The sequence below is a fragment of the Paeniglutamicibacter sp. GQ140 genome, from assembly GCF_059759235.1.
In genome coordinates this window covers 1-25,021 of record NZ_JCAXDW010000012.1, presented here as the reverse complement: position 1 = coordinate 25,021, position 25,021 = coordinate 1, and the positions used below count along the sequence as shown (strand labels likewise).

Here is a 25,021-nt window from a genome sequence, read left to right as displayed (position 1 = left end):
GTAAGGACGAGACCATGGGCAACACCGAGCTCACCGAGGCAACGACGCCACGGTCGGAAGAAAACACAGGCGCGGACTTCGACCTGGTGATCCGCGGCGAGCGGATCGTCACGGGCGCCGGAACCGTCGCCCGCGAAATCGGCATCCGCGACGGCAAGATCGTCGCCATCGAGCCCCTGGGCAACAACCTCTCCGGCGCGCAACTCATCGAGCTGTCCGCCGAGGAGGTGCTGATCCCGGGCCTGGTCGACACCCACGTGCACGTCAACGAGCCCGGCCGCACCGAGTGGGAGGGCTTCGAGTCCGCCACCAAGGCCGCCGCCGCGGGCGGCGTGACCACCATCGTGGACATGCCGCTGAACTCCATCCCGCCGACCGTCAACGTCGAGGCCCTCGAGCTCAAGCAGGCCGCCGCCCGCCCCAAGGCCTTCGTTGACGTGGGCTTCTGGGGAGGCGCCATCCCGGGCAACAAGTCCGACCTGCGCGAGCTCCACGACGCCGGCGTCTTCGGCTTCAAGTGCTTCCTGCTCCACTCCGGCGTCGAGGAATTCCCCTACCTCGAACCCGACGAGATGGAAGAGGACATGACCGAGATCGTGTCCTTCGACTCGATGATGCTCGTCCACGCCGAGGATTCGCGCGCCATCGACCGCGCCCCGAACGCCGAGGGCGACCACTACGACAGGTTCCTGGCCTCCCGCCCGCGCGGCGCCGAGAACGTGGCGGTGGCCGAGGTCATCGAGCGCGCCCGCTGGACCGGCGCCCGCGCCCACATCCTGCACCTGTCCTCCTCCGACGCCCTGCCGATGATCGAATCGGCCAAGCGCGACGGCGTGAAGCTGACCGTGGAGACCTGCCCGCACTACCTCACCCTGCTGGCCGAGGAAATCCCCAACGGCGCCACCGCGTTCAAGTGCTGCCCGCCGATCCGCGAGGCCTCCAACCGCGAACTGCTCTGGAAGGGCCTGGAGGACGGGATCATCGACTGCATCGTCTCGGACCACTCGCCCTCGACCATCGACCTCAAGGACGTCGAGAACGGCGACTTCGGCGTGGCCTGGGGCGGGGTTGCCTCGCTGCAGCTGGGGCTCGCGCTGATCTGGACCGAGGCCCAGCGCCGCGGCATCAAGCTCGAAACCGTGCTGAACTGGATGTCCAAGCGCCCGGCCGAGATCGCCGGACTGCACCACAAGGGTGCCATCACGCTGGGCAACGACGCCGACTTCGCCTTCTTCGCACCCGAGGACAGCTTCCTGGTCGACGTCAACAAGCTGCACCACAAGAACCCGATCTCCCCGTACCAGGGCAAGGTCCTGGCCGGCAAGGTCCGCCGCACCTTCGTGCGCGGCACCGAGGTCGACTTCAAGACCCCGCAGGGCAAGCTGATCCGCCGCGGCGAGGTCTAGGCCGCCGAAGCGACACAAACTTCCGGGCCGCCTCGGCTTCCCCCGCCATCTTCAACGCGTCTCCTTGGTCAGTGATCGCGTTGAAGGTGCGGGGGTCGCCAGGGCGGCCCGGTATTCTTAACTCCGGGTCGGCCCGCCAATCGCTTTATCCAAGAGTTTGACTATATGCTGGTGTGGCGCGGGTTTGCACCACGCATCGCACCACATCGACGTGGGGCCGAAGAACTTCTAGCCAGGGGGAGCACCATGGCGTGGACAGGCAAGACGCAGCGCCCCTCCGCGACCCCGCAGGGCGGTCCGGGCGGGGTCGCCCCGGCCCCGAGCTGGCAACGGGTCAACTGCCTCGGGATGGGGCTGACTGCAGCGCTCACCGGCGCGACTCTTTTCGTCCTCGCCGGCAACGGCCACGGCGGCCTGCACGAATTCCGGATGATCAACACCCTGCTGCTGGTGGCCTTCAGCTTCGTGGCGCTGGCCGCGGTGTTCAGCGCGCTGGGGGCGAAGTTCCTCGGGCTCACGTCCCGGTGCACCTGCATGCTCGCCGTGGTGCTGGCCTGGTTGTGCTCCGCTCCGATGGCCGCCTGGATCAACATGGGAGGCGCAACGGCCGAGGCCTTCGAGGTGGAGCTGGGCGACTGGGCCTGGGCGCTGCTTCCCGCGCTGGTGTATGCCATTGCCATTCTCGCGTTGCAGCTGCGCAACCTCCGTCGCGCCAGGGACGCCGCCTCGGCCTGAATCGCCCGTGGCTCAGCGGCTGGTGAAACGGGTGCGGTACGAGGTCGGAGTGGTGGAGTAGGTGGCGACGAAGTTCTGGCGGAACGTCACCGCACTGCCGAAGCCGCACGACTCGGCGATGCGGGCAATGCTCCAGTTGGTGGTTTCCAGCAGTTGGCGGGCGTCGTCGAGCCGGCGACCCAGCACCCAGCGCGCCGGGGAGAGCCCGGTGATTTCCTTGAACCTGCGGGTGAAGTTGCGCTTGCTCATGGTCGCGTGGGCCGCCAGGGCCTCGACCTCGAGGTCCTGGTCCAGGTTCGCCAACGCCCATTGGATGGTCCGGCCCAGCGGTCCATCCAGGTCGGGATCCGGCAGCGGGCGGGCAATGTACTGGGCCTGGCCCCCGTCGCGGTGCGGCGCGACGACGATCTGGCGCGCCACGGTGGCCGCGGCCGCCGAGCCCAGGTGGGTGCGCACGATGTGCAGGCAGGCATCCAGGGCCGAAGCGGTGCCGGCCGAGGTGAGCACATCGCCGTGGTCGATATACAGGGCAGAATCATTGAATTCCACTGCATGCGGCTTGGCTTCCACCTCCCGGGCGGCTCCCCAGTGAGTCACCGCCGTGCGGCCGTCCAGCACGCCGCTGCACGCGACCGGGTATGCGCCGAGGCACAGGCCCGCAATCGCGGCCCCGCGCCCATGGGCGTTGCGGATCAGCCGAAGCAGGTCCCCGGAGGGATCGGGCAGCTCCGAGAGCCAGGACGGGAACACCACGAGGTCGGCATCGTCGGCGGCCCCCGCCCCGGAGACGTCGCCAATCAGGTGGCCCTCGGCGCTGCGCACCGGACGCCCCCGCTCGTTGAAGACCAGCGTGTTCCAGTTATCGGCCAGGCCCAGCCGGGCAACCTCGCCGAAGACGAGCAGCGGGGTCGCGAGGTGGAACATGGTCATGCCGTCGAAGGCATGGATGGCGATCTTCATCTTGGCCCGTTTCCATCGAAGATGTGCATATACGCCACTCACTGTACCCGGGGGCACGATGCCAAGCTGGAGTCACCAACCAACCACAACGAATGGGAGCCCACCATGGCTGAACTGCGCCGCGCACTGGTCATTGTCGACGTGCAAAACGACTACTTTGCCGAGGAAGGACCCTTGGCCATCCAGTACCCTGACCGCAACGAGTCCCTGGCCAACATCACCCGGGCCATCGACCTGGCCGACGCGCAGGGCATGCCGGTTGCCGTGGTGCAGCACCAGTACCCGGCCGGGGCGCCGGTGTTCGCCGAGGGCTCCGAGGGCTGGAAGCTGCACCCCGAGATCGCCTCCCGCCGCAAGGATTCCTGGAAGCGCCTAGTCAAGAGCTACGCCAGCGTCTTCGCCGGCACCGACTTCGAGGCCTGGCTGCGGGCCAACGATGTCCAGGCCATCACCGTGGTCGGCTACATGACCAACAACTGCGACCTGGCCACCGCGGCCGCGGCGGAACCGCTGGGCTTCGGCGTGGAAGTGCTCTCCGACGCCAGCGGCGCCATCCACCTGGCCAACGAGCTCGGCCAGGTCGAGGCACGGCAGTTGCACGAAACCCTCATGGTGCTGTTGCACTCCAACTTCGCCGCCGTTGCCACCACCGACGACTGGGCACGTGCGGTCGAGGGCGGCACCGCACTGCCCCAGGGCGACCTGGGTTCCTCCGCCGTGCAGGGACGCGCGGCATTCGCACCGGTCGGCTAGCGCGACGGACTGCGGGGTGACGCCACGTAACCCCGCAGCCTCCCTGCGACTGTCCCGGCCCTTTCATGCGATGGTGTTTCGGGAGGAATCCGCCGATCCCTTGGCGGCATTTCGGCATGAATTCAACCGCGGCGCCTCGTGCCCGCAACGATGAAAGGCAAAGAAAACAATGACTGATACAAACATGGACGCACTCCCTGCGGGGGAGAACTTGTGGCTGGTCCAGGTCGACTTCCCCTCGGACGGGCCCTTTGGGGAGGACATGGCCAAAGGCTATGCCGAGCTGGCCCACAGCATCGCACAGGAACCCGGCCTGATCTGGAAGCTGTGGACCGAGAACAGCGAGACGGGTGAGGCCGGGGGAATCTACTTGTTCACCACGGAGGAAGACGCCCGGGCCTATCTGGCGATGCACAGCGCGCGGCTGGCAGGATGGGGGATCACCGGCATCCGCGGGAAGGTCTTCCAGGTGAACCGATCCCTGTCGCAGATCACCCGGGGACTACCTTCGGCCTAGTCGTCCGTTCCGTCCCTTCGCTGCCCGGCCTCGAGCCGGGGCCCCGCGGCGGCTTGCACGGGCCACGTTCGCCCGGGGCGGCGCGCGGTCCAGTAGCTGGAAACGTGGATGCGGCGCTGTTCGATGTCCCAATGCGAGGCCAGTTTGCGGATGTCGCGCACCGCGTCGCGCCCGCCCAGCGCCAGGACCTCCACACGTCCATGCGGGGCCGGGATGTCCCGCAGCGCGTCGGACAGCAGGTTGCTGCTGGCCGCGGGCTCGCCGTTGCGGTGGAGCCAGGTGAGTTCCATGTGCAGCGGAAGGTCGAACTCCTGTTCGTCCTCCGGGCCGTCCACCTCCAGGAAGACCCGCCCCGATGCCGTGCGCGGCAGCCTTTCCAGCGCCGCGGCGATGGCCGGGATCCCGGTGTCGTCTGCCGCGTAGAGGTGCTGCTCGGCCTTCGGGTCGGGACGGAACTTGCCCTTGGGCCTGGAGAGCACCAGCTGGTCGCCGGGCTGCGCTGCCGCGGCCCAGGCGGCGGCAGGCCCGGCGGGCTCGTGGATGAAGAATTCGATGGCCAGTTCCCGGGCCACCGGGTCGTGGCGGCGGATCGTGTAGGAACGGGAGGCCGGGAAGTCCTCGCGACGCAGCGACTTGCGCAGCGAACGCAAGTCGTAGGGCGGCAGCAGCCCCAGGGAGGGATTCGTGAAGTACAGCTTGACGTACTGGTCGGCCGCGCCATTGGATTCGAAGTCGTCGAAGCCCTCCCCGCCGGCGACGATGCGCACCATGCTGCGGCTGGGCCGTTCCACGCGCAGGACGTCCATGACGACCTGCGATCCGGGCATGCGCCGCGGCGGAGCAGCCACCGCTCCGGCGGCGGGCCCCGCACCGGTCGGCGAACCGAAGTCAGCTGCGGCGTGTCCGGGAGCCGGCGCCAGAGCCATCCGGGAACCGGCCCGGCGCAGTGCCTTGGTCGCGGCCGCGTAGGCGGCCCGGCCTCCGGCCTTCTCCGCGTCGCGAAGCACGGATTCGCGCAATGGCTTGGAGAGCTGTAGCCCTCCATGCCTGGCCGCGCGCTTCAGCTTCCTCTTCGCCGCCTTGCGCCCGGCCCGCCGACCGGCCTCCACCGCGGCCTCAAAGACACGGGCATGCTCGGTGGCCAGGGACTCGGCCTCCGGGCAGGGCTTGCGGCGCTTCTTGTGGTGCGACATGTCGTGGCTCCTTCCGGCCGGCGCGTGCGTGGGGCTTCGCCGGTACCTCGAGTCTGGCCCGAATGCGGGGTGGACACAAGCGGGCGCCCGGCCCCGGATGGGGACCTGGTGCGCCCCCCGGCCTCAGCTGCCCAGGGTCCGGAACTTCGCCCGGCGCCTGGCCAGGCGCTCGTCTTCCGGGATCGAGCGGGCATTGGCCAATTCCCGCTCGATGGCCAGGCCCATCCGGGTGCAGAACTCCCGCGGCTCCAGCGCGGCATCCGGCTTCTCGTCCACCACGTGGTCGACGAGTCCGATGCGTGCGAGCGAGGCAACCTCCACGCCCTGCGCTGCCGCCACCCCCGGGGCGAATTCGGCGGTGCGGTGGATGATGGCGCTGGCGCCTTCGGGGGGCAGGGGAGAGAGCCAGGAATGCCGGGCCGCGATGATCCGGTCGGCGGGCAGCAGCGCGAGGGCCCCGCCGCCGGTTCCCTGGCCCAGCAGCACCGACACCGAGGGCGCCTTCAGGCCAATGAGCTCGTTGAGCGAGCGCGCGATTTCCCCGGCGAGTCCGCCCTCCTCCGCTTCCTTGGACAACGCTGCCCCGGCGGTGTCGATGATGGTCAGCAGCGGCAGCTGGAGTTCCGCGGCAAGCTGCATGCCGCGCCGGGCCTCGCGCAGGGAGGCGGGTCCCATGGCAGGGGTGTCGGCGTGCCGCGGGCGCTGGTGGCCCAGCACGACGCATGACTGCTGCCCGAACCTGGCCAGCGCCAGGCCCAGCCCCGGGTCATTTTCCCCCTGGCCGGTGCCGTTGAGCGGCAGCGCGTCGTCGGCCCCGGCCGCCAGCAGCATGCGCAGGTCGGGGCGCCGGGGGTTGCGGCTGATCAGGATGGACTCCCAGGCGGACGCGTCGCCCGGGGTGCCCGAATGCACCTCGGGCGCCACCGCAGTGCCCCGCTCCCGGGCGGGCAGGAGGATCCGCAGGGCGCGGTCGATGATCGCCGGCAACTCCTGCGGGGTCACGACGGCGTCGATGAGCCCCTTGCGGTAGAGGTTCTCCGCCACCTGGACGTTGGGTGGAAACTTCACGCCGTTGAGGGTCTCGAACACCCGCGGTCCCAGGAACCCGAGCAGGGCGCCGGGCTCGGCGACGGTCACGTGCCCGAGGGACCCCCAGGAGGCCATGACCCCGCCGGTGGTGGGGTGGCGCAGGTAGACCAGATAGGGCAGCCCGCTTTCCTTGTGCCGGCGCACCGCATCGGTGATGGCGACCATCCCGAGGAAGGCCAGGGTACCCTCCTGCATGCGGGTTCCCCCGGAGGCAGGCCCGGCCAGCAGCGGCAATCCCTCGGCGGTGGCGCGCTCGATGGCCGAGGTGATGCGCTTGGTCGCGGCCTGGCCGATGGAGCCGGCCAGGAACCTGAATTCCGAGACGATGACCGCCACCTTGCGGCCGCGGATCAGGCCCTCGCCGGTGAGCACCGATTCGTCCACGCCGCTCTTGGCCTCGGCGGCGGCGAGGTCCGCGGCGTATTCGGCGCCGAGGGGCGGGGGCCTGACCGGGATGTCCCACGAGGTGAACGATCCGGGGTCAAGCACCGTGTCGAGGAGTTCGGCCGCCGTCATGCGCTTTTCCTTCACGTCCGTGGCGTTCACCGCGCCACCTGCGCTTCCCCGTCCAACCAGGTCAGGATGGACTGGGCATCGGCGTCCAGCAACGGCGGCGCGGTGTGGCTCCTCCGGGTGGTCTCGGCCTCGGTGGCCGGGTCGAAGAAGCGCAGCGGCGGGCCGGGCAGGGTGATCTTGCCCAGCACCGGGTGTTCGACATCCACCAGCAGGCCCTGCGCGGCGACCTGGTCCCACGCATAGACCTCGTCCAGCGTGCGGACCTTGCCGGCGGGGATGCCGGCGGCATCCAGGTTCGCCAGCAGGTCCGCCGGCTCGTGGCTGGCGAAGGCCGCCTCGATCTCGGCCAGCAGCAGCGCGTGGTTTTTGACGCGGTCGGCATTCGTGGCGAATTCCGCGCGCGTGCCGTCGATCCCAAAGGCCGCGGCGAAGGTGAGCCACAGCTTCTGGCTGCCCACGCTGATCTGGACCTTGCCGTTGCGGCAACCAAACAGCCCGTAGGGGGCGATGGACGGGTGGTGGTTGCCCTGGGCGCGGGGGACCTGACCCGCCACGGTGGCCCGGGTTCCCTGGAAGGCATGGACCCCGACGATGGCCGCCAGCAGGGAGGTGCGGACCACCTGCCCCTTCCCGGTCTTTTCGCGCTCCAGCAGGGCCGCGAGGGCGCCGTATGCCCCGTACATTCCCGAGAGCAGGTCGGCGATGGGAACGCCCACGCGCTGCGGGTCGTCGGGGCCGGACCCGGTCAGGGACATCAGGCCCGCCTCGCCCTGCAGGATCTGGTCGTATCCGCTGCGGTGCGATTCGGGGCCGTCGTGGCCGAACCCGGTGATCGAGAGGATGACCAGCCGGGGGTTGAGCTCGTGCAGGGCGTCGATGCCGAATCCCAGGCGTTCCAGGACGCCGGTGCGGAAGTTCTCCATCAGCACGTCGGAGCGCTCGATGAGCCGGGACAGCGTGTCCCTGCCATCCGTGCTCTTGAGGTCAAGGGCGATGGATTCCTTGTTGCGGTTGCAGGAGAGGAAGTAGGTGGCCTGCGGGTCCTCCTCGGGTCCCACGAACGGGGGACCCCAGCTACGGGTGTCGTCCCCGGTCCCGGGCGTCTCGACCTTGATGACGCGGGCGCCGAGGTCTCCCATCATCATGCCCGCATGCGGGCCGGCCAGGGCGCGGGTCAGGTCCAGCACGGTGTAGCCGCTCAGCGGTCCGGTGATTGTGGAGGGAACGGTTGGCAGCGTCTTGTACGCGGTGGTGCTCACGAAGACTCCTTGTAACTGGTGGCGAAGGGGGAGAAGGGAAGGGCGGTTAGAGCCAGCCGGGCACGACCAGGGTGAGCCAGGCCAGCAGCGGTCCGACCGCGACGACGATGCCGCCGTAGCCAAGGATCTGCTTGTAGAAGCGGTCCTTGTCGGTGCCCTCGGGGGCGTTGGCCAGCACAAGTGCGCCGTTGGTGGAGAACGGCGAGACATCCACGATGGTGGAGGCGATCGCCAGGGCGCAGACCACGCCCACGGCGCTGACGGAACCGGAATCGAGGAACGGGACCGCCAGGGGAATGAGTGCCGCAAGGATCGCGGTGGACGAGGCGAAGGCCGAGACCACCGCGCCGATGTAGCAGATCATGAGCGCCGCAAGCAGCGGCATGCCCATGTTCGCGACGCCGTCGGAGACGTACTCGATGGTTCCGGCTTCCTCGAGGACCCCGACAAAGGTGAGCATTCCGCAGATCAGCAGCACGGTGGACCAGCTGATCTTGTTGACAGCTCCCTTTTGTGCCTTGGGATTCACCAGCGCCAGGATCACGGCAATGGTGATGGACACGAAGCCGACATCGACCTTGAAGCCCAGGGCGATGACCGCCAGCGCGACGAGTCCCAGGATCGTCATGACCTGGGGGAAGCGTTCCTGGGACGGCTTGGTGGCGGAGGCTCCGTCGCCGGCCGGGTCGCGGGGGCCGTAGGTGCCGCTGCCCGAACCCTTGAAGTCCACGTCCGCGGTGCGGGCCCCGACCGAGACCTGCAAGCGGGCCTCGGCGACGCGTTCGGCCAGCTGCCCGGCCCTGGAGCCTGCGAGCTTCCTGCCGCCCAGGACGATGAAGAGCACCAGTGCAATGAGGAGGTTGAAGATGAAGCTGGAGAGGAAGAGCGCGGTGGGGCTGAAGGCAAAGCCGGTTTCGGCGATGAGCCCGTTGACGATGACTCCGTAGACGGCAATCGGTGAGAACCCGCCGGCCTGCGCGCCGTGGACGATGAGCATGCCCATCATCAACGGATTGATCTTGTACTTGGCGGCGAAGCTGAGGCCGATGGGGGCCATGATGGCCACGGCCGCCGGGCCCAGGGCGCCCACCGAGGTGATGGCGGCGGTGATGATGAACATGACCCACGGGATCAGGGCGATGCGGTTGTCGACAAGTTTCACCGCCCTGTTGATCAGCAGGTCGATGGTCCCGTTGTTCTGGGCTATGGCAAAGAGATAGGTGACTCCCACCAGGGTGAGGAACAAGCCTCCGGGGAAGCTGGCCAGGATTTCCTTGGAGTCCATTCCCAGGAAGACCGCGCCCAGGAGGAACGCGCCAACAAATGCCAGTGCCCCCATGTTGATCGGGAGCACCGTGGCAATCAAGAACATCACCGCCAAGACGATGATGGAAATAACGGCGGGGGACATATGCGCTTCCTTTGTTCAAGGCCAATGGTGTGAGTCGAGTCACGATGACACTGGACTAGCCTCCTAGACAGTAGGTGTCTTTGTCAATGGGAGTCCGGTGTAGATTGGAGCTAGTACATGAATGCTGGGAGGTCTATCGTGGCTCGGGAAAAGCCTGCATCGCTGGGCAAGGTTGCGCGTCCGCGGCTCTATGAGCAATTGATGAAGCAGATTCTCGGCTACGTCGAGTCCGAGCAATTGGGCCCCGGCGACCACCTGCCGGCGGAGCGGGATCTGGCCGAGCAACTGGGAGTCTCGCGCGCCACGCTCGCCCAGGCGCTGGTGGCGCTGGAGGTCCTGGGTGTCATTGACGTGCAGCACGGGACCGGGGCGGTGCTGGTCTACCGGCCGAGTATCGCGACCGTCCTGCGCGACCTGCGGGAACACCAAAACAGGCTTCCCGAGATCGTGGAGGCGCGCAGCACCCTGGAGGTGAAGCTTGCCGCCCTGGCCGCCGAGCGGCGCACCGACGAGGACCTCGACCGCATCGACGAGGCCCTGAAGGTCATGGCGCGGGAGATTGCGGAGGGCGGCCGCGGCGAGCGCGGCGACGAGCTCTTCCACGAGGCGGTCACCGCCGCCGCGCATTCGCGCGTGCTGGCCCAGCTCATGACCTTCATTGCCGAAATGGTGCTCGAGACCAGGTTGGAGTCGCTCGGGCAGCCCGGCCGGCCGGAGCGCTCGCTTGAATCGCACCAGGTCATCGCCCGGGCGATCAAGGACGGCGATGCGGCGGCCGCGGCCGCCGCCATGCAGGCACACATCGACCTGGTGTCCGACGTCGCGCTGCTGAAGTAGCGGCCCCGACGGCCCGCGGCCGCTGGTTAGTCCTCGAGCAGGACCTGGGTCATCGTTTGGATGAATGCCGCGGCCAATGCCGATTGCCGGCGCCTGGGCATGGTGAGGATCTGTGCCCGGCGCTCGCCGAGTGCCGGGTGGTCCACGGGAATGAAGCACAGCCCGTCGGTGAGTCCCTCCCGCCGGGCAAAATGGCTCAGCAGCGTTGCCCCGACGCCGGAGCGGGCGAACTCCATGGCCGGATTGATGTGGTCGGTGACCATCGCGATCCGCGGGACCAGTCCCTCCATCTGGGCGGCAATGTCGAACAGTTCCCGCTGGCTGATGCCCTTGGCGGGAAGCGAGAGCGGGTATTGGCAGAGCTCGGCCAGCGAGACCTTGGCGTGCGCGGCCAGGGGATGGCCCGCGGCGACCACCGCGTAGGCCGGTGCCGGGCAGGAGAATTCCACGGTGACGTCGCGCTGCGGGCCCAGGGCGAAGATCATGGCCACGTCTGCACTGCCATCGACGATGCGGCGCGTTGCCTCCGGTGACGGAAGCACCGTGAGCTGGATCGACACGTCCTGGTGTTCGCGGCAGAATGCGGCGATGGCCGACGGCACCCGATAGGCGGCCAGGCCCTCCGAGCTGACGATTTCCAGCGTCCGCTGCTTCCCCGAGGCCTGTTCGCGCAATTCGCCCAGCAGTTCCTCGGCCTCCGCCTCGCTGCGGCGGGTGTGGGCAAGCAGGAGCACGCCTGCATCGGTCAGCTGCATTCCGCGCGGGTGGCGGCGGAACAGCGCGACCCCGGTGGAGTGCTCAAGCTGGGTGATTTGCCGGCTGATGGCCGAGGCCGAGACGTGCTGCGCTTCGGCCGCATCGGTGATTGAGCCGGTGCGGGCCACCTCATGGAAGTAGACCAGGGACGTGGGCAGCATCTGCACGATTCGATTCTCATTTCATCCGGTTTGACTTCAAGTCAACGGGGTTGCGAAAAATGCTACTGGTGGATGACCGCTGCAGCTCTTAGTGTGATTCACGATACAACAACCCAAAGGATGTGCGGCCATGAACAATCGCAAGGAACTCTTGAAGAAGGCGGCGTCTTTTGTCGATGGCGGCGGATTCTTCTCGGAGCTGGCGGCCTTGGTCCGGCATCGCACCGTCAGCACGAACTCGGCCAACAGCCTTGAACTGAATTCATACCTCGCCGACAAGATTGCTCCCAGGCTCCAACAGTTGGGCTTTGATACCCGGATCCACCCGGAGTGGAACGGCGGGGCCAACAGCTTCCTTGTCGGACGCCGGATCGAGGACCCGGATCTTCCGACCATGCTCTGCTACGGCCACGCCGACGTGGTCGACGGACACGAAGGCCAATGGGACGAAGGCAGGGATCCATTCACCCTCAGTGCCGCCGGCGAACGCTGGTACGGGCGCGGCTCGGCGGACAACAAGGGCCAGCACCTGGTCAACCTCAAGGCCCTGGAATTCCTGCTGGAGGCGCACGGGAGCCTCGGGTTCAACGCCGTGTTCCTCTTCGAATCCGGAGAGGAAATCGGTTCCCCGGACCTGGCGGAGTTCGCCGATGCCCACCGCGAGGAGCTTGCCGCCGATGTCTTCATCGCCTCGGACGGACCCCGGCTCTCGGCCGAGGCCCCGACCATTTTCCTCGGGGCCCGCGGCGGGGTCACCTTCGAACTCACCGCCGACCTGCGCGAGGAGAGCTACCACTCCGGGAACTGGGGCGGACTGATCCGCAATCCCGCCACCACCCTGGCCGCCGCCATTGGCGTGCTGGTCGACGGACACGGCAGGATCAGGCTCCCCGCATTGCTTCCTTCCGCCCTGCCCGCCGCGGTCCGCAGCGCACTGGATGGCATCCAGGTTGCCACGGGTCCGAACGACCCGAGCGTGGATGCGGGCTGGGGGGACCCGGGCTTGACCCCGGCCGAACGCGTCTACGGGTGGAACACCCTCGAGGTGTTGGCCATGGGCGCGGCGGATCCGCAAAACCCCGTCAACGCCATCCCCGGCACCGCGCGTGCCATTCTGCAGCTGCGTTTCGTCGTGGGCACCGACGTGCAGGACCTCGAGGGCCAGGTGCAGCGCGAGCTCGACGAACACGGCTTCCCAACGGTCAGGGCCAAGGTGCTGACCAGTTTCCCGGCAAGCAGGATCGAACCCGATGACCCGTGGGTTTCCTGGGCCGCCGAATCCCTGCGTGAAAGCACCGGCCTGCCGACGACCATCCTGCCCAACATCGGCGGTTCGCTGCCCAACGCCGTCTTCGAATCGATCCTTGGCCTGCCAACCCTCTGGATCCCGCATTCGTACCCCGGCTGCCTCCAGCACGCCCCGAACGAACACATGCTCGAACCGATCGCCCGCCAGGGACTGCAGCTCATGTGCGGTCTCTTCCACGACCTGGGGGTCCGCGCCAACAGCCCGTTCACGCCCCGGGTCCTCACCGCCAACGCCTGACACCGCCTCCCGAGGGGAATTCCCATGAACCGCAGTCAGAACCAGATCGCAGCAGTCCCGCAAACGGCGGGCGCCCCGGCGCCCCGCAAGCAGTCCATGGCCCGCGGCATCGCCGCCGCCACGATCGGCAATGCCCTCGAGTGGTACGACATGTCGATCTACGCCCTGTTGGCGATCTACATCGGCCACAACTTCTTCCCCTCGGACAACCCCGCGGTCGAGGTGATCCAGGCCTTCGCGGTCTTCGGGGTCTCCTACCTGATCCGCCCGCTGGGCGGATTGATTCTCGGTTCGTACGCTGATCGCCACGGCATGAAAAAGGGCCTGATGCTCACCATCCGGTTGATGGTGCTGGGAACCGCCGTGATCGCCTTCATGCCCGGCTATGACGCCATCGGCATCCTCGCGCCGATCGGCCTGATCCTGGGCCGGCTCATCCAGGGCTTCTCGGCCGGCGGCGAGTTCGGGGCTGCCACCTCGTACCTCATTGCGCAGGGCGAGGGAAGACGTGGATTCCTGGGCAGCTTCCAATTTGCCAGCCAGGGCCTGGGAGCATTGATGGCCGCCATCACCGTGGTCATCCTGACCTCGGTGTTCAGCGAGGCCGAGATGAACGCCTGGGCCTGGCGGATCCCCTTCATCATTGGCCTGCTGGTGGGACCGGCCGGCTGGATGATCCGCCGCTACGTGGACGAGGCGCCGCTGGCCGAGGTGGCGCCGGAGGAAAAGCACACCCCGGTGCGCGATGTCTTCGTCTCGCAGAAGGCCGGCGTCCTCATGGCCGGCGGCGCCCTGGCGATCTCCACCGCGCTGAACTTCGTCATCCAGTACATGCCGACCTTCGGCATCAAGCAGCTGGGGATCAGCCCGTCGATTTCCTTCACCTCGCTGATCCTCACCGGCGTCATCCTGACCTTCCTCACCCCGCTGGTCGGGCACCTTTCCGACAGGTTCGGGCGGATCCGGATCATGGTTCCGGCGGCGATCGCGATCGCGGTGCTGACCATTCCGCTGTTCATGTGGCTCATTGCGGGCCGCACGTTCCTGGTGCTGGCACTGGTCATGGTGGTTCTCGGCCTGTTGAAGTCCGTCTACTTCGGCGCCCTGCCCTCGGTCATGGCGGATGTCTTCCCGGCCAAGACCCGAGCGACCGGCCTGTCGTTCAGCTACAACACCGCGGTGGCGGTGTTCGGTGGATTCACGCCGATGATCTGCGCCTACCTGATCGAGGCCACGGGACAGGCGATGGCACCGAGCTACTACCTGGCGGTGCTGGCCGGCGTCAGCATCGTTGCCCTTGCCTCCGCCGTGAAGTTCCGCGGGGTTCGCTGACACGGCGTTGCCTCGGCACGCGTGGCAGGGTCCCCGGGAGGGGGCCCTGCCACGCGTTAGGCACGGCAACCGCGGATACCTTGGGGGAGGGTAGGCGCGTAGCTGTTGCGCAGCCGCTCGAGAACCAGCGCCAGGGCCGGCCAGGCGCTGCGTCCCCGGCGGGTTCGGGCGAAGGCGCGCAGCTGCAGGTCCGGGTGGTGCAGCGGCAGGATACCGATCCCTTCCCGCTGCGGGCGGTCGGCCGGAAGCAGGCCCACGCCCAGGCCCGCGAGGATCAGGTCCTCGACCAGGTCAAGGCTGTCGGACTGGTGGCGCAGGGCAGGCTCGAACCCGGCCATCGAGGAGATGAGCCGCAGCACGGTTTCGTCGGCGATGTTGCGGGAGTTCCCGATCCAGTCGCGCTCCCGGAAGGCGGAGAAGACCGCCGCGGCGTCAGGCATCCGGCCACCGGCTGCGAACCGTTGCGCCTCGGCGGTCGGCACGCCCAGCCCCCACGCGGTGCTCCACAGCGGCAGGGTTTCGACATCAGCGCCCACCTCGTCCGGGGCGAGGTTGTAGTCGTAGGTCAGGGCCAGGTCGAGGTCGTCGGTGGCCAGCAGCTTCAGCGCCTCCGCCGGCTCGTGCTCGAGCACCACGATGCGCACCCGGGGATGCTGCTCGGCCAGTTCCTCGATGACCGGCATCAGCGTCCGTCGGATCGCGGTGGCGAATCCGGCCACGCGCAGCGTTCCGGAGGGTTCGGCCCCGGAGTCCAGGTCGAGCCGGGCGGCGTCGACGGCGGCGAGGATGGTTTGCGCGTGTTCGGCCAGTCGGCGTCCGGCCGGGGTGAGGCGCACCCCGCGTCCATCGGGCTCCAGCAGCCGGGCCCCGGTCTCCCGGGACAGTTGTGCGATCTGCTGGGAGACGGTCGAGGTCGTGGTGCCCAGGATGTCCGCCACCCCGCGCATCGATCCCATGCGGGAGAGCTCGTAGAGGTATTGCAGGCGCCGGGTTTCCATGACAACCATTGTGCAGTAATAACGAACGATATGTTGATGATTCTCGCGTGGACATGGACAGCCCGTCTCGGATCTACTTGAAACCATGAGTCCCACACCCGCACCCGCCGCCACGTCCGCCTCCGTCGGCTCCTTGATGGCGTTTGCCGCAATGGGCTGCGTCCAGCTGGGCCTCGCCGCGTCGATCGGGCTCGCCGGAACCCTGGGATCCGAGGGCGTCGCCTGGCTGCGCCTGGCCTGGGCCGCCGTCATCCTGGTGGCCATTGCCCGCCCGTGGCGCATGCGGTTCACCCGGGCCACGCTGGGGGTCTGCGCCCTGCTGGGCCTGGCCACCGCGGGCATGACGCTGGCTTTCATGAAGGCGGTGGAGACGATCCCGCTGGGCACCGCGAGCGCGCTGGAATTCATGGGCCCGCTGGCCGTGGCCATCGTCCAGGGCCGGGGAGCCGGCCGCTGGTGGGCGCTGGTCGCGGCCGCCGGCGTGCTCGGGCTGACCGAACCGTGGCACGGTGCGGCGGACCTGGCCGGGGTGCTTTTCGCCCTGGCCGGTGCCGGCTGCTGGGCCCTCTACGTCCTGCTCACCCAGCGTGCCGGGGACGCCGTCGACGGGATCGGCGCGCTGGCCATTTCGATGCCCGTCGCGGCACTGGCCGCCACGCTGGTGGTGGGGCCGGAGGTGATCGGGCGGATGGACGTGCAGGTGTTGGCGATCGGGCTGGCGCTCGCGCTGCTGCTGCCGGTGATCCCGTTCAGTCTCGAGCTGCTGGCCCTGCGCAGGTTGACCACCGCGGCGTTCGGGACATTGATGTGCCTGGAGCCGGCCATTGCCATGGTTGTCGGGCTAATCTTCCTGCACCAGGTCCCGCGCCCGGCGGCGATCGCGGGCATCGTGCTGGTCATCGTTGCCGGAATAGGCGCCACGCGCACCGGCAGGCGCGACCCGGTGAAGCCCGTGCCGACGATTGGCCATGCGCCCCCGGCGGTCGCCGCCGCGCAATCGCCCCGGTAGCCGTCAGCCGGTCGGGTTTGCCGGGTCGGTGCCGTGGAGGGCCGCGGTGAGCAGTTCCGTCAGGTTTTCCGCGGTGACGGTCCTCGGGTTGTTGGCCGGGACGACCGGAAGAATGAGCGAAACCGCCTCGGGGATGTCAGCCGCGTCGAATCCGTGGTCCTTCAACGCACGCGGCGCATTTAGCCGGGTGCGCAAGGCATTGAGTCCCTCGAGTGCCGTGGAGCTGCCCAAGGCCGCTGCAATGCGGGACTCGGCCTCGGGCGCGGCCGGTGCATTGAACGCCAGGACGTAGAGCAGCACCGTGGCGTGGGTCTGGGCGTGTGGCATGTTCCAGGTTCCTCCCAGCACGTGGCAGATCTTGTGGTGCAGGCCCGAACCCGCCGAAGCGAAGGCCACCGCCGAGAGGTAGGCGCCGTAGAGTGCCTGCTCGCGGCCCTCGATTCCCGCCGGGTTATCGGTGATCGCGGGCAGCCCGGCGGCCAGGGCGCGGATTCCCTCGGTGGCGAGTGCCGCATTGATCGGGTCGGCGCGCGGCCCCCACAGCGAATCGATGCAGTGCGCCATGGCGTTCAGCCCCGAGGCGACCGAGAGCCCCGCGGGCAGCGAGAGACTGAGCTGCGCATCGTAGATGACGGTGGCGGGCAGCACCCGGGCGTCGACACCGGTCTTCTTGCGGCCGTCCTCGGTCAGGCCCCAGACGTTGGTGGCCTCGGAGCCGGCATAGGTGGTGGGGATGGCGATGACGGGCAATCCGGTGTCCAGGGCGATGGCCTTGGCAAGTCCAACGGCCGACCCGCCGCCGAGGCACACCAGCAGGTCGGCGCGGTGCTCCCGGGCGGCGGCGCGGGCACGTGCCGCGCTGGCGATCGGCACGTGCTGGACGATGTCGGAATAGTGCAGGGCAACCGGGAGTCGGGCCGAAAGGCCTGCAGCCGTGTCGGCGTCGCGTCGCCCGGCGATCATCATGACCCGCGAGGCACCAAACCCCGCCACCTCCGCGGCCAGGTGTTCGGCGGCCTTGCCGGTGCCGAAGAGCACGCGCTGGGGCAGGGTGTCGTGGCTGAAGAGCATTCCCATGGAGGCATTCCTTGGTTCGGGATCCCGTGCGGGGGACCGGTGGCGCTGACTGAAACGCTACCCGATACGCATGTGGTCCCCGGCCCCGGAAGATCTTCATTTCGGGACCAGGGACCACATGGGTGGGGAGGAGGCTAGAGGCTCGAGTCGTTCAGCTTGGCCAGCAGGTCGGTAAAGCGGCGGACCTCGCCCGGTTCCCATTCCGCGAGCCGGTCGTGCAGGACCCGGCGGGCATTGGCCAGCGTTGCGTCGAAGCGCGCCAGGGCCTCGGTGGTCATGGCAACCAGCAGGGCACGGCCGTCGTTCGGGTCGATGCTCCTCTCCACCAGGCCCAGGGCCTCGAGCTGCTTGATGGTCCGGCTCATCATCGCCTTGTCCGCCTCCGTCTCCTCGGCCAGGGCGCCCTGCTGCCGGGGGCCGGAGCGGGAGAGGATCGTGAGGACCTTGAAACCCAGCGGATGCAGTTCCGGGTGGATGGCCGCGGCACGGGAGCGGATGCTGTTGCGGGCGTTGACGAACATCGTCGCGAATTGGTGCTCGACCTCGTCGATCAGTGAAGTCATGACGGGGTCGCCGGCCGGTGCGGATTCCGCGACGGCGAGGGGATCGGCCAGGGCGTTCATGTCAGTGGCGGGCCGAGGTGTCTTCGCCGGCCGGTCGCGGGGTCGCCGCGATGGCGGCCTCGCTGACCTCGGCCAGGTTCCGCTCCGCGGCCTCGGCTTCCTCGCGCTGGTGGCGGGTCTGGCTGCCCAGCTCCAGGTTGGGCATGAAGGCCACCGCGAGGATGGTCAGGATGCTCAGCGGGGCAGCCACCATGAAGACGTGGGCCACGGCGTCGCCGTAGGAGGACTCGATGATGGTGCGGACCGACTCGGGCAGGGAGTGGACGGCAGGGATGTTCCCGGAGGCCAGTGACGCGGCCAGGTCCTTGCCCTTCTCGCCCAGGGCCGCGATCGCGGCGCCCAGTTCGGCGCTCTTGGCGCCCATCAAGTCCGCGACCTTGGTGGCCATCAGGGCCCCGAGGACCGAGACGCCGATGGTGCCGCCCAGGGAGCGGAAGAACGCGATGCCGGAGGAGGCAACGCCGATCTCGGCCGGGGTGACGGCGTTCTGCACGATCAGCACGAGGTTCTGCATGACCATGCCCAGGCCCGCGCCGAGGAGGAACATGTAGGCGGAAACCAAGACGAAGTTGGTGTCGTAGTGGATGGTGCCCAGCAGGTAGAGGCCCGCCAGCTGCAGCACCGAGCCGATGACCATGATGGCCTTCCACTTGCCGTGCTTGGAGATCATCGCGCCGGCAATGGTGGAGATGACCAGCAGGCCGGCCATCATCGGGATGGTCATCAGCCCGGATTGGGTGGCGTTGGCGCCGCGGGCGAGCTGCATGTACTGGGCCAGGAAGACCGAGGTGCCGAACATCGACACGCCCACGGAGATCGAGGCGATGACCGAGAGGGTGAAGGTGCGGTTCCTGAACATGCTCAGCGGGATGATCGGCTCGGAGGCCTTGAACTCCACGATCACGAAGGCGGCCAGGGCGACGACGGCGCCGCCGACCATCCAGGCGGAGGTGGCCGAGGCCCAGTCGAAGTCCTTGCCGGCCAGGGAGACCCAGATCAGCAGCGACGAGACGCCGGCGGAAAGCAGCACGATGCCCGCGTAGTCGATGGAGACCTTGCGCTTGGCCTGGAGAGGGAGGTGAAGCGTCTTCTGGATCAGGAAGATCGCGATGGCCGCAAAGGGCAGGGCGATGAAGAAGTTCCAGCGCCAGTTGATGGCGTCGGTGATGAAGCCGCCGATCAGCGGGCCGCCCACGGTGCCCAGCGCCATGACGGCACCGAAGAGGCCCATGTACTTGCCGCGTTCGCGCGGGGAGATGATGTCGGCCATGACGATCTGGGTCAGCGCGGTCAGGCCGCCGGCGCCCAGGCCCTGGAACACGCGCATGGTGATGAGCATGTTGGTGTCCTGCGAGAAGCCGGCGATGGCCGAGGCGATCACGAAGACCAGCAGGGAGAGCTGCAGCAGCAGCTTGCGGTTGGCCAGGTCCGCCAGCTTGCCCCAGATCGGGGTCGAGATCGTGGTGGCCAGCAGGGTCGCGGTGACGACCCAGGTGTAGGAGGTCTGGTCGCCGGCCAGGTCCGAAACGATGACCGGAAGAGAGGTGGAGACCACGGTTCCGGCGAGGATCGAAACGAACATGCCCATGAGTAGGCCGGTCAGTGATTGCATCACCTGGCGGTGGGTCATGCCCGATTCGGACTTCTCCGGTTCCGCCTTCGTGGGGGTGGGTGTCTGGGACAAAAGGGGCTCCAAAAACAGCAGGAATATGGTTGATTGATATCAACTATATTGAATTGGTTGCCAAAGAGCAACCAATTTAGCTGTGATCTGAAGCTCGCTCGAAGTGCCCGTCCGGCTCGTCGAAACGCACGAGGGGCCGGGACATGGCCATGTCCCGGCCCCTCAAACCCGCTGTCGCGGGGCTCTGCCTAGTTGCCGAACGCCGGGGGGGCGACGTCGTGCGGCTCCTTGGGTTCGGGCTCCGGCACCCGGTCCTTGGGTTCGGCCGGAACGGTGACGATGATCGCGGCGATGGCGATGACCACCATCAGCACGTTGAACAGCAGGCCGATGGCACCGCCGAAGCGCAACGCCACGTTGTCCTGCCGGCCGATGAACAGGCCCCAGGACTGGATGAGTTCCGGATTGACAGCCTGCCCCGCGACGTAAAGAGCCGCGGAAATCGCGACGCCGATCGCGTTGCCCAGCGAGGAAGCCATCTTGTAGATGCCGGAGGCGGCACCCACCTGCGCGTCGGGGACATTGGAAAGGGCCGCGTCGGTGGACGGGGTGGCATAGAAACCAAGGCCCACCCCGAAGAGGGTGAATCCGATGACGGAAAGCACGATGTACTGGTCGATGTACAGGAACGTCATCGAGCACATCAGGATGCCGACGCCTGTGATCATCGAGCCCCACAGCATCGGCTTTTTCGGCCCGAAGCGCTGCAGCAGCTTTTCGCCCACCCGGATCGTGGCCAGGATTGCGATGAGGTAGCCCAGGGTGAGCAGGCCCGACTGCAGGGAGCTCATTCCGGCGGCGATCTGCACCAGTCCCAGGGACACGATCAGCGTGCCTGCCGCACCGTTGAGCAGGAAGTTGGACAGCGTGGCTCCGGTGAAGGTGCCATTGGAGAACAGCTTCAGGTTCACGAACGCGCCCGCGCGGTGCGTCTCGATGTACAGGAAGACCAGACCGGAGACCGCGGCCAGGGCGATCAGACCCAGTCCGCCCAGGCTCAGCCAGCCCAGCGCCGGACCCTGCGAGATGTAGATGTTGATCGAGACCAGCAGCACGATGAAGGCCGCCAGCCCGCCCCAGTCAAAGCCCTGCTCGGCCGCGGCCGGATCGCGCTCGGCCCTGGACTCGGGGGTGCCGCGCAGCAGCCACAGGGCCAGGATCGAGAGGACCACGGAGATCCAGAAGATCGAGCGCCAGCCCAGTGCGCTGGTGGCCATCAGCCCGCCGAAGAGCGAACAGAATCCGGACCCGCCCCAGGAGCCGATCGACCAGAAGGACAGGGCGCGCTGCCGGGCCTTGCCCTCATAGAAGGTCTTTACCAAGGCCATCGAGGAGGGCATGATGCAGGCCGCGGACAGGCCCTGGACCACCCGCCCGCCCAGCAGCATGGTGCTGGTGATTCCGCCCAGGTTTTCCGGGGTCAGGGCGATCAGCAGCGATCCGGCGATGGACAGCCAGATGCCTGCGTAGAGGATCTTGACGCGGCCGAGCCGGTCGGCCAGGCCGCCGGCCACGACGATGAAGATTCCCGAGAACAGCGAGGTGACCGACACGGCCAGGTTCGCCAGGGTTTCCTCGACGCCGAGCTGGCCGCGGATGCCGGGGATGACGTTGAGCAGCGTCTGGGCAAAAAGCCAGAAGTTGATGACGGCCAGGACGATGCCCAGCAGCCACTTGTCGGTTGGCTTCCAGGTGGTGGCGGCGGGTGCGTTTGCTGTGGTTCCCATGGCCTAGCCTTCCTTGCTTTGTTGGTTTTTGCCCAGGTAGGCAAGGGCTGCGAGCACCTGGGTGCGTGTGGCGGTTTCCAGCGTGGGGTCGATGGCGGGGGCAAAGAAGGGGGAGTGGTTCGCCGGGATGTCAGCGGACACGCTCCCGTTCTCGACGGCCTTGCGATACGCCTCGGCCGGGACGTATCCGACGGTCCAGTAGGCATAGGGGACGCCGAACGCGTCGGGGATGGTGCTGAAGTCCTCCGAGGCGGTGGCCGGGGTGGCCTGGTAGACCTGCCCGTCGGGGAAGTGCCCGGTGAAGGCCGTTGTCACGCGCTCGTTCACCTCCGCGTCGTTCTCGGTTAGCGGGAACTGGTCGTAGTACTCGAACTCGGGTTCCTTGGGCGAGCCGGCGGCGGCGCATTCGCCGCGCACGATCCGCTCGATGGAGGCCATGATGTGCTTGCGCAGCGCGAGGTCGTAGGTGCGGATGTTCAGGCGCAGCTCGGCCTTGGCCGGAATGATGTTGGCCGCTGTCCCCGCGTTGGAGGATCCGACGGTCACCACCGCGAACTGCCCGGGCATGGTTTCGCGCGACACGATGGTCTGCAGCTTCAGCACGATCGAGGCGGCCAGCACCACGGGGTCCACCGCGTTGTGCGGCATCGAACCGTGGGCACCGCGGCCGTGGACGGTGATTTTCAGGCTGTCGCCGGCGGAGAGGATCGGCCCGGCGGTGGTGCCGACGAGTCCGGCCTCCACCGGCATGACGTGCTGGGCCAGTGCCACGTCCGGGCGCGGCACCTTGTCCACCAGGCCGTCGGCAACCATCGCCTTCGCGCCGGCGGCGGTTTCCTCGGCGGGCTGGAAGAGGGCGATGTGCGTGCCTGACCAGGCCTCGCGGTGGTCGGCCAGCACCTTTGCGGCGCCCAGCAGCGTGGCCATGTGCATGTCGTGGCCGCAGGCGTGCATGACGCCGTCCACGGTGGAGGAGTATTCCAGTCCCGTGTCCTCCGTGACCGGAAGTGCGTCGGTGTCGGCCCGGGCCAAGACCACGGGACCCTCGCCGTTGGCCAGCACCCCGACCACCCCGGTCCCGCCGATGCGCTGCACGTCGTAGCCCAGGGCCGCGAGCTCGGTCTCGAGGCGTGCGGCGGTCTGGTGCTCCTGAAGGCCGAGCTCCGGGTTGCGGTGGAAGTGCTTGTATAGCTCTCGCTGCCATTCAAGCTGGCCGTCCAGGGAGTCAAAAAGTGCGGGGTCAACCACGGGGATCGCCTTTCCGTTTCGGCCACGCACGGGCACTGCGGGATGCCGATACCCTGGCTGCGGATCCAGTTAAACAACGTATCGCCGCAGGTCATCCGGTGTCCATGTCATGACGCGGAATTCATGCACAGTTCGGTGCCCGGTGCGCAAGTGGTTGCCGGGCGCCGAGGTTGTCCCGGCCCGGAAGCGGCGCCGCTCGAGGGGGCGGGGGCACAGGCCGTCCCGCCGCGACGGCCCTCGGCCGGGGCATCCCTGTGCGCCCGGAAAAACGGGGCCGTGGCCGCAATTGCAAGTGGGACGGCAATGAAATCCACGGGTTGACCGGGGCGTTTGGGGCAGCCCCGGCGACGAGCGGGAATGGGCCATGTGGGGGTGCCCGATCGGCGTCTTGACAGCACTTTGTGAGGAGTGACATAGTTCAACACATGAACCTGTCAGACAGCCGGACGGCCGGACCGCAGCCCGTCGTCCGGGTCAGCGCGGCCGAGGCCGTATTCACGGCCATCCGCGATGCCATCGAGTCCGGGGAGCTGCCCGTGGGGCACAAGCTGAGCTCCGAGTCGGTGCTCGCCGGAAAATTCGCCGTCAGCCGTTCGGTCGTTCGCGAGGCACTGCGCTCCTGCGCCGCCCTTGGCCTCACCGAGACGCACACCGGCAAGGGAACCTTTGTCATCGCGGGCAAGGCCAGCGACGACCTGGTGCTGGGCAAGTTCTCCGCGCGCAGCCTCATGGAAGCGCGCCCGCACATCGAGATCCCCGCGGCGGAACTCGCCGCCACCCGCGCCACCCCCGACCAGCTCGAGGAGCTGCGCGGCATCATCGAGGCCATGGAGGACGAGGACGACGCCGAGCGCTGGGTGGCCCTCGACGCAAGCTTCCATGCCACGATCGCCGCGGCCAGCGGCAACGGGGTCTTTGAGCGGGTTGTGGGCGACATCCGCGAGGCCATGGTCAACCAGTCAGAGACCATCAACCTCATCACCGGACGCCAGCACCCCTCGCACGCCGAACACCGCGAGATCCTCGCCGCCATCGAGGCGCGCGACGGCGCCGCGGCGGGCAAGGCCATGGCCGGTCACCTGGCCGCGGTCGACGAAGCACTGACCACGATCCTTGGAGCGGAAACCGCATGAGCACTCCCACCTTCCCGGCCCACGCCCCGCTGGCCGTGCAAACCCGCGGCGAGCTGGTGGAAAGCGTCCACTACGGATCGCTGGTAGCCCTGGACGCAGCCGGCCGGACCGTGCTGACGCGCGGCGAGCCGACGGCCCCGATCTATCCGCGCTCGGCCCTGAAGCCGCTGATGGCCGTGGCCATGGTGCGCGCCGGACTGCAGCTCTCCGCCGAGCAGCTGGCACTGGCCTCCGCCAGCCATTCGGGCTCCGCCGACCACCGCGACCTGGCCGCGAAGATCCTCGCCGACGCCGGGCTGGAACCCGGCGCGCTGCGCAACTCCACCGACCTGCCCTACGGAGTGGCCGAGCGCCGGGAATGGATCGAGGCGGGCAACGGTCCCACCCACTTGGCGCAGAACTGCTCGGGCAAGCACGCCGCGATGCTGGCCACCTGCCTGCTCAACGGCTGGGACACCGAGACCTACCTGCGGCACGACCACCCGCTGCCCACCCTCATCCGCGAGGTCGTCGCCGAGCTCACTGGAGAACCGACCACCGTGGTGAGCACCGACGGCTGCGGCACGGAGGTCTTCGCCCTCTCCCTGGCTTCCATGGCCCGGGCCTTCGGGACACTCGTGACCGCACCCGCTGGCACCGCCGAGCACCAGGTCGCGAACGCCATGCGCACCCACCCGGAGATGGTTGCCGGCCTCGGACGCGACGTCACCGCGCTGATGGAAACCTTCCCCGGGGTGCTGGCCAAGGACGGGTTCGAGGGCATCCAGCTCATCGCCCTGCCCGACGGCTCGGCCGTGGCGCTGAAGATCTCCGACGGAGGCGACCGGGCCCGGATGCCCGCCGCCGTCCCCGCGTTGCTGGCCCTGGGACTGGATCCGGCCAAGCTGGCCGCATTCGACAACCTGCCCGTGCTCGGCGGCGGAAATCCCGTCGGCACGCTGGCCGGGCTGCCCTTCCCCTAGCGCCCCGTCCACCCGCTTCACGCAAGCCCGCGGTTGCTGGCGCGCGCCCAAAAACTTCCACCCCCTGCACATCCGCCTCACCGCCACCC

Annotated in this window: 22 protein-coding genes; 10 read left to right on the top strand and 12 right to left on the bottom strand. The window is 68.2% G+C overall.

Features of this window, described 5'->3' with window-relative positions:
• Positions 1–14 precede the first annotated feature (14 nt).
• Together allB and AC6CHY_RS15550 are read left to right on the top strand one after the other, a co-directional pair.
• Positions 15–1,406: an allantoinase AllB gene (gene allB / locus AC6CHY_RS15555; protein ID WP_254456390.1), complete on the top strand. Its 1,392-nt coding sequence runs from the start codon at positions 15–17 to the stop codon at positions 1,404–1,406.
• Positions 1,407–1,652: 246 nt separating this feature from the next.
• A complete protein-coding gene (locus AC6CHY_RS15550; protein ID WP_498227292.1) occupies positions 1,653–2,141 on the top strand; it encodes a hypothetical protein in 489 nt (162 codons plus the stop codon).
• A 12-nt stretch (positions 2,142–2,153) separates the two neighbouring features.
• On the opposite strand, the gene AC6CHY_RS15545 is transcribed toward AC6CHY_RS15550, so the two are convergent.
• Positions 2,154–3,101 carry a GlxA family transcriptional regulator gene (locus AC6CHY_RS15545; protein ID WP_498227291.1) on the bottom strand — a complete coding sequence of 316 codons (948 nt, stop codon included), beginning with the start codon at positions 3,099–3,101 and terminating at the stop codon, positions 2,154–2,156.
• Between the two features lie 105 nt (positions 3,102–3,206).
• Between AC6CHY_RS15545 and AC6CHY_RS15540 the strand changes: the two genes are divergently transcribed.
• Both AC6CHY_RS15540 and AC6CHY_RS15535 read left to right on the top strand, forming a co-directional pair.
• Positions 3,207–3,854, top strand: coding sequence for an isochorismatase family protein (locus tag AC6CHY_RS15540; protein WP_498227290.1), 648 nt, complete (start codon positions 3,207–3,209; stop codon positions 3,852–3,854).
• A 169-nt stretch (positions 3,855–4,023) separates the two neighbouring features.
• Positions 4,024–4,371: a monooxygenase gene (locus AC6CHY_RS15535; protein WP_254456391.1), complete on the top strand. Its 348-nt coding sequence runs from the start codon at positions 4,024–4,026 to the stop codon at positions 4,369–4,371.
• Here AC6CHY_RS15535 and AC6CHY_RS15530 read toward each other — a convergent pair.
• The 4 genes from AC6CHY_RS15530 to AC6CHY_RS15515 all read right to left on the bottom strand — a co-directional run bounded on the left by AC6CHY_RS15530 (position 4,368) and on the right by AC6CHY_RS15515 (position 9,839).
• Positions 4,368–5,564 carry a siderophore-interacting protein gene (locus tag AC6CHY_RS15530; protein ID WP_498227289.1) on the bottom strand — a complete coding sequence of 399 codons (1,197 nt, stop codon included), beginning with the start codon at positions 5,562–5,564 and terminating at the stop codon, positions 4,368–4,370. The two genes, AC6CHY_RS15535 and AC6CHY_RS15530, sit on opposite strands and share 4 nt — an antisense overlap.
• A gap of 123 nt (positions 5,565–5,687) precedes the next feature.
• Complete coding sequence (locus tag AC6CHY_RS15525) at positions 5,688–7,169, bottom strand: carboxyl transferase domain-containing protein (protein WP_498227376.1); 1,482 nt, start codon at positions 7,167–7,169, stop codon at positions 5,688–5,690.
• A gap of 26 nt (positions 7,170–7,195) precedes the next feature.
• On the bottom strand, positions 7,196–8,428 hold the full coding sequence (locus tag AC6CHY_RS15520) for a CaiB/BaiF CoA transferase family protein (protein ID WP_498227288.1): 1,233 nt from the start codon (positions 8,426–8,428) through the stop codon (positions 7,196–7,198).
• Between the two features lie 46 nt (positions 8,429–8,474).
• A complete protein-coding gene (locus AC6CHY_RS15515) occupies positions 8,475–9,839 on the bottom strand; it encodes an SLC13 family permease (RefSeq protein ID WP_217390783.1) in 1,365 nt (454 codons plus the stop codon).
• 117 nt (positions 9,840–9,956) lie between these two features.
• Between AC6CHY_RS15515 and AC6CHY_RS15510 the strand changes: the two genes are divergently transcribed.
• On the top strand, positions 9,957–10,676 hold the full coding sequence (locus AC6CHY_RS15510; protein WP_217390784.1) for a FadR/GntR family transcriptional regulator: 720 nt from the start codon (positions 9,957–9,959) through the stop codon (positions 10,674–10,676).
• Positions 10,677–10,702: 26 nt separating this feature from the next.
• Here the strand turns inward: AC6CHY_RS15510 and AC6CHY_RS15505 are convergent, their stop codons facing one another.
• Complete coding sequence (locus AC6CHY_RS15505) at positions 10,703–11,593, bottom strand: LysR family transcriptional regulator (protein WP_498227375.1); 891 nt, start codon at positions 11,591–11,593, stop codon at positions 10,703–10,705.
• A 130-nt stretch (positions 11,594–11,723) separates the two neighbouring features.
• Here AC6CHY_RS15505 and AC6CHY_RS15500 point away from each other — a divergent pair, with 130 nt between their 5' ends.
• Together AC6CHY_RS15500 and AC6CHY_RS15495 are read left to right on the top strand one after the other, a co-directional pair.
• Complete coding sequence (locus tag AC6CHY_RS15500; RefSeq protein WP_498227287.1) at positions 11,724–13,139, top strand: M20 family metallopeptidase; 1,416 nt, start codon at positions 11,724–11,726, stop codon at positions 13,137–13,139.
• Between the two features lie 24 nt (positions 13,140–13,163).
• Positions 13,164–14,471: an MFS transporter gene (locus AC6CHY_RS15495; RefSeq protein ID WP_217390787.1), complete on the top strand. Its 1,308-nt coding sequence runs from the start codon at positions 13,164–13,166 to the stop codon at positions 14,469–14,471.
• A gap of 56 nt (positions 14,472–14,527) precedes the next feature.
• Here AC6CHY_RS15495 and AC6CHY_RS15490 read toward each other — a convergent pair whose 3' ends face one another.
• Positions 14,528–15,469 carry a LysR family transcriptional regulator gene (locus AC6CHY_RS15490; protein ID WP_498227286.1) on the bottom strand — a complete coding sequence of 314 codons (942 nt, stop codon included), beginning with the start codon at positions 15,467–15,469 and terminating at the stop codon, positions 14,528–14,530.
• An 85-nt stretch (positions 15,470–15,554) separates the two neighbouring features.
• Between AC6CHY_RS15490 and AC6CHY_RS15485 the strand changes: the two genes are divergently transcribed.
• Entirely contained in the window at positions 15,555–16,478 is a 924-nt protein-coding gene (locus tag AC6CHY_RS15485) for an EamA family transporter (RefSeq protein ID WP_498227285.1), read from the top strand.
• A gap of 3 nt (positions 16,479–16,481) precedes the next feature.
• Here AC6CHY_RS15485 and AC6CHY_RS15480 read toward each other — a convergent pair whose 3' ends face one another.
• The 5 genes from AC6CHY_RS15480 to AC6CHY_RS15460 all read right to left on the bottom strand — a co-directional run bounded on the left by AC6CHY_RS15480 (position 16,482) and on the right by AC6CHY_RS15460 (position 22,837).
• A complete protein-coding gene (locus AC6CHY_RS15480) occupies positions 16,482–17,555 on the bottom strand; it encodes a maleylacetate reductase (RefSeq protein ID WP_217390789.1) in 1,074 nt (357 codons plus the stop codon).
• A 134-nt stretch (positions 17,556–17,689) separates the two neighbouring features.
• Positions 17,690–18,178, bottom strand: coding sequence for a MarR family winged helix-turn-helix transcriptional regulator (locus AC6CHY_RS15475; RefSeq protein ID WP_498227284.1), 489 nt, complete (start codon positions 18,176–18,178; stop codon positions 17,690–17,692).
• 1 nt (position 18,179) lies between these two features.
• Positions 18,180–19,808: an MDR family MFS transporter gene (locus AC6CHY_RS15470; protein ID WP_498227374.1), complete on the bottom strand. Its 1,629-nt coding sequence runs from the start codon at positions 19,806–19,808 to the stop codon at positions 18,180–18,182.
• Positions 19,809–20,050: 242 nt separating this feature from the next.
• Positions 20,051–21,589 carry an MFS transporter gene (locus AC6CHY_RS15465; protein WP_217390791.1) on the bottom strand — a complete coding sequence of 513 codons (1,539 nt, stop codon included), beginning with the start codon at positions 21,587–21,589 and terminating at the stop codon, positions 20,051–20,053.
• A 3-nt stretch (positions 21,590–21,592) separates the two neighbouring features.
• Positions 21,593–22,837: an amidohydrolase gene (locus AC6CHY_RS15460; RefSeq protein WP_336245168.1), complete on the bottom strand. Its 1,245-nt coding sequence runs from the start codon at positions 22,835–22,837 to the stop codon at positions 21,593–21,595.
• Positions 22,838–23,262: 425 nt separating this feature from the next.
• Between AC6CHY_RS15460 and AC6CHY_RS15455 the strand changes: the two genes are divergently transcribed.
• Positions 23,263–23,970, top strand: coding sequence for a FadR/GntR family transcriptional regulator (locus AC6CHY_RS15455; RefSeq protein ID WP_498227283.1), 708 nt, complete (start codon positions 23,263–23,265; stop codon positions 23,968–23,970).
• On the top strand, positions 23,967–24,932 hold the full coding sequence (locus AC6CHY_RS15450) for an asparaginase (protein WP_217390793.1): 966 nt from the start codon (positions 23,967–23,969) through the stop codon (positions 24,930–24,932). Before AC6CHY_RS15455 ends, AC6CHY_RS15450 begins: the two co-directional genes overlap by 4 nt.
• Positions 24,933–25,021 lie beyond the last annotated feature (89 nt).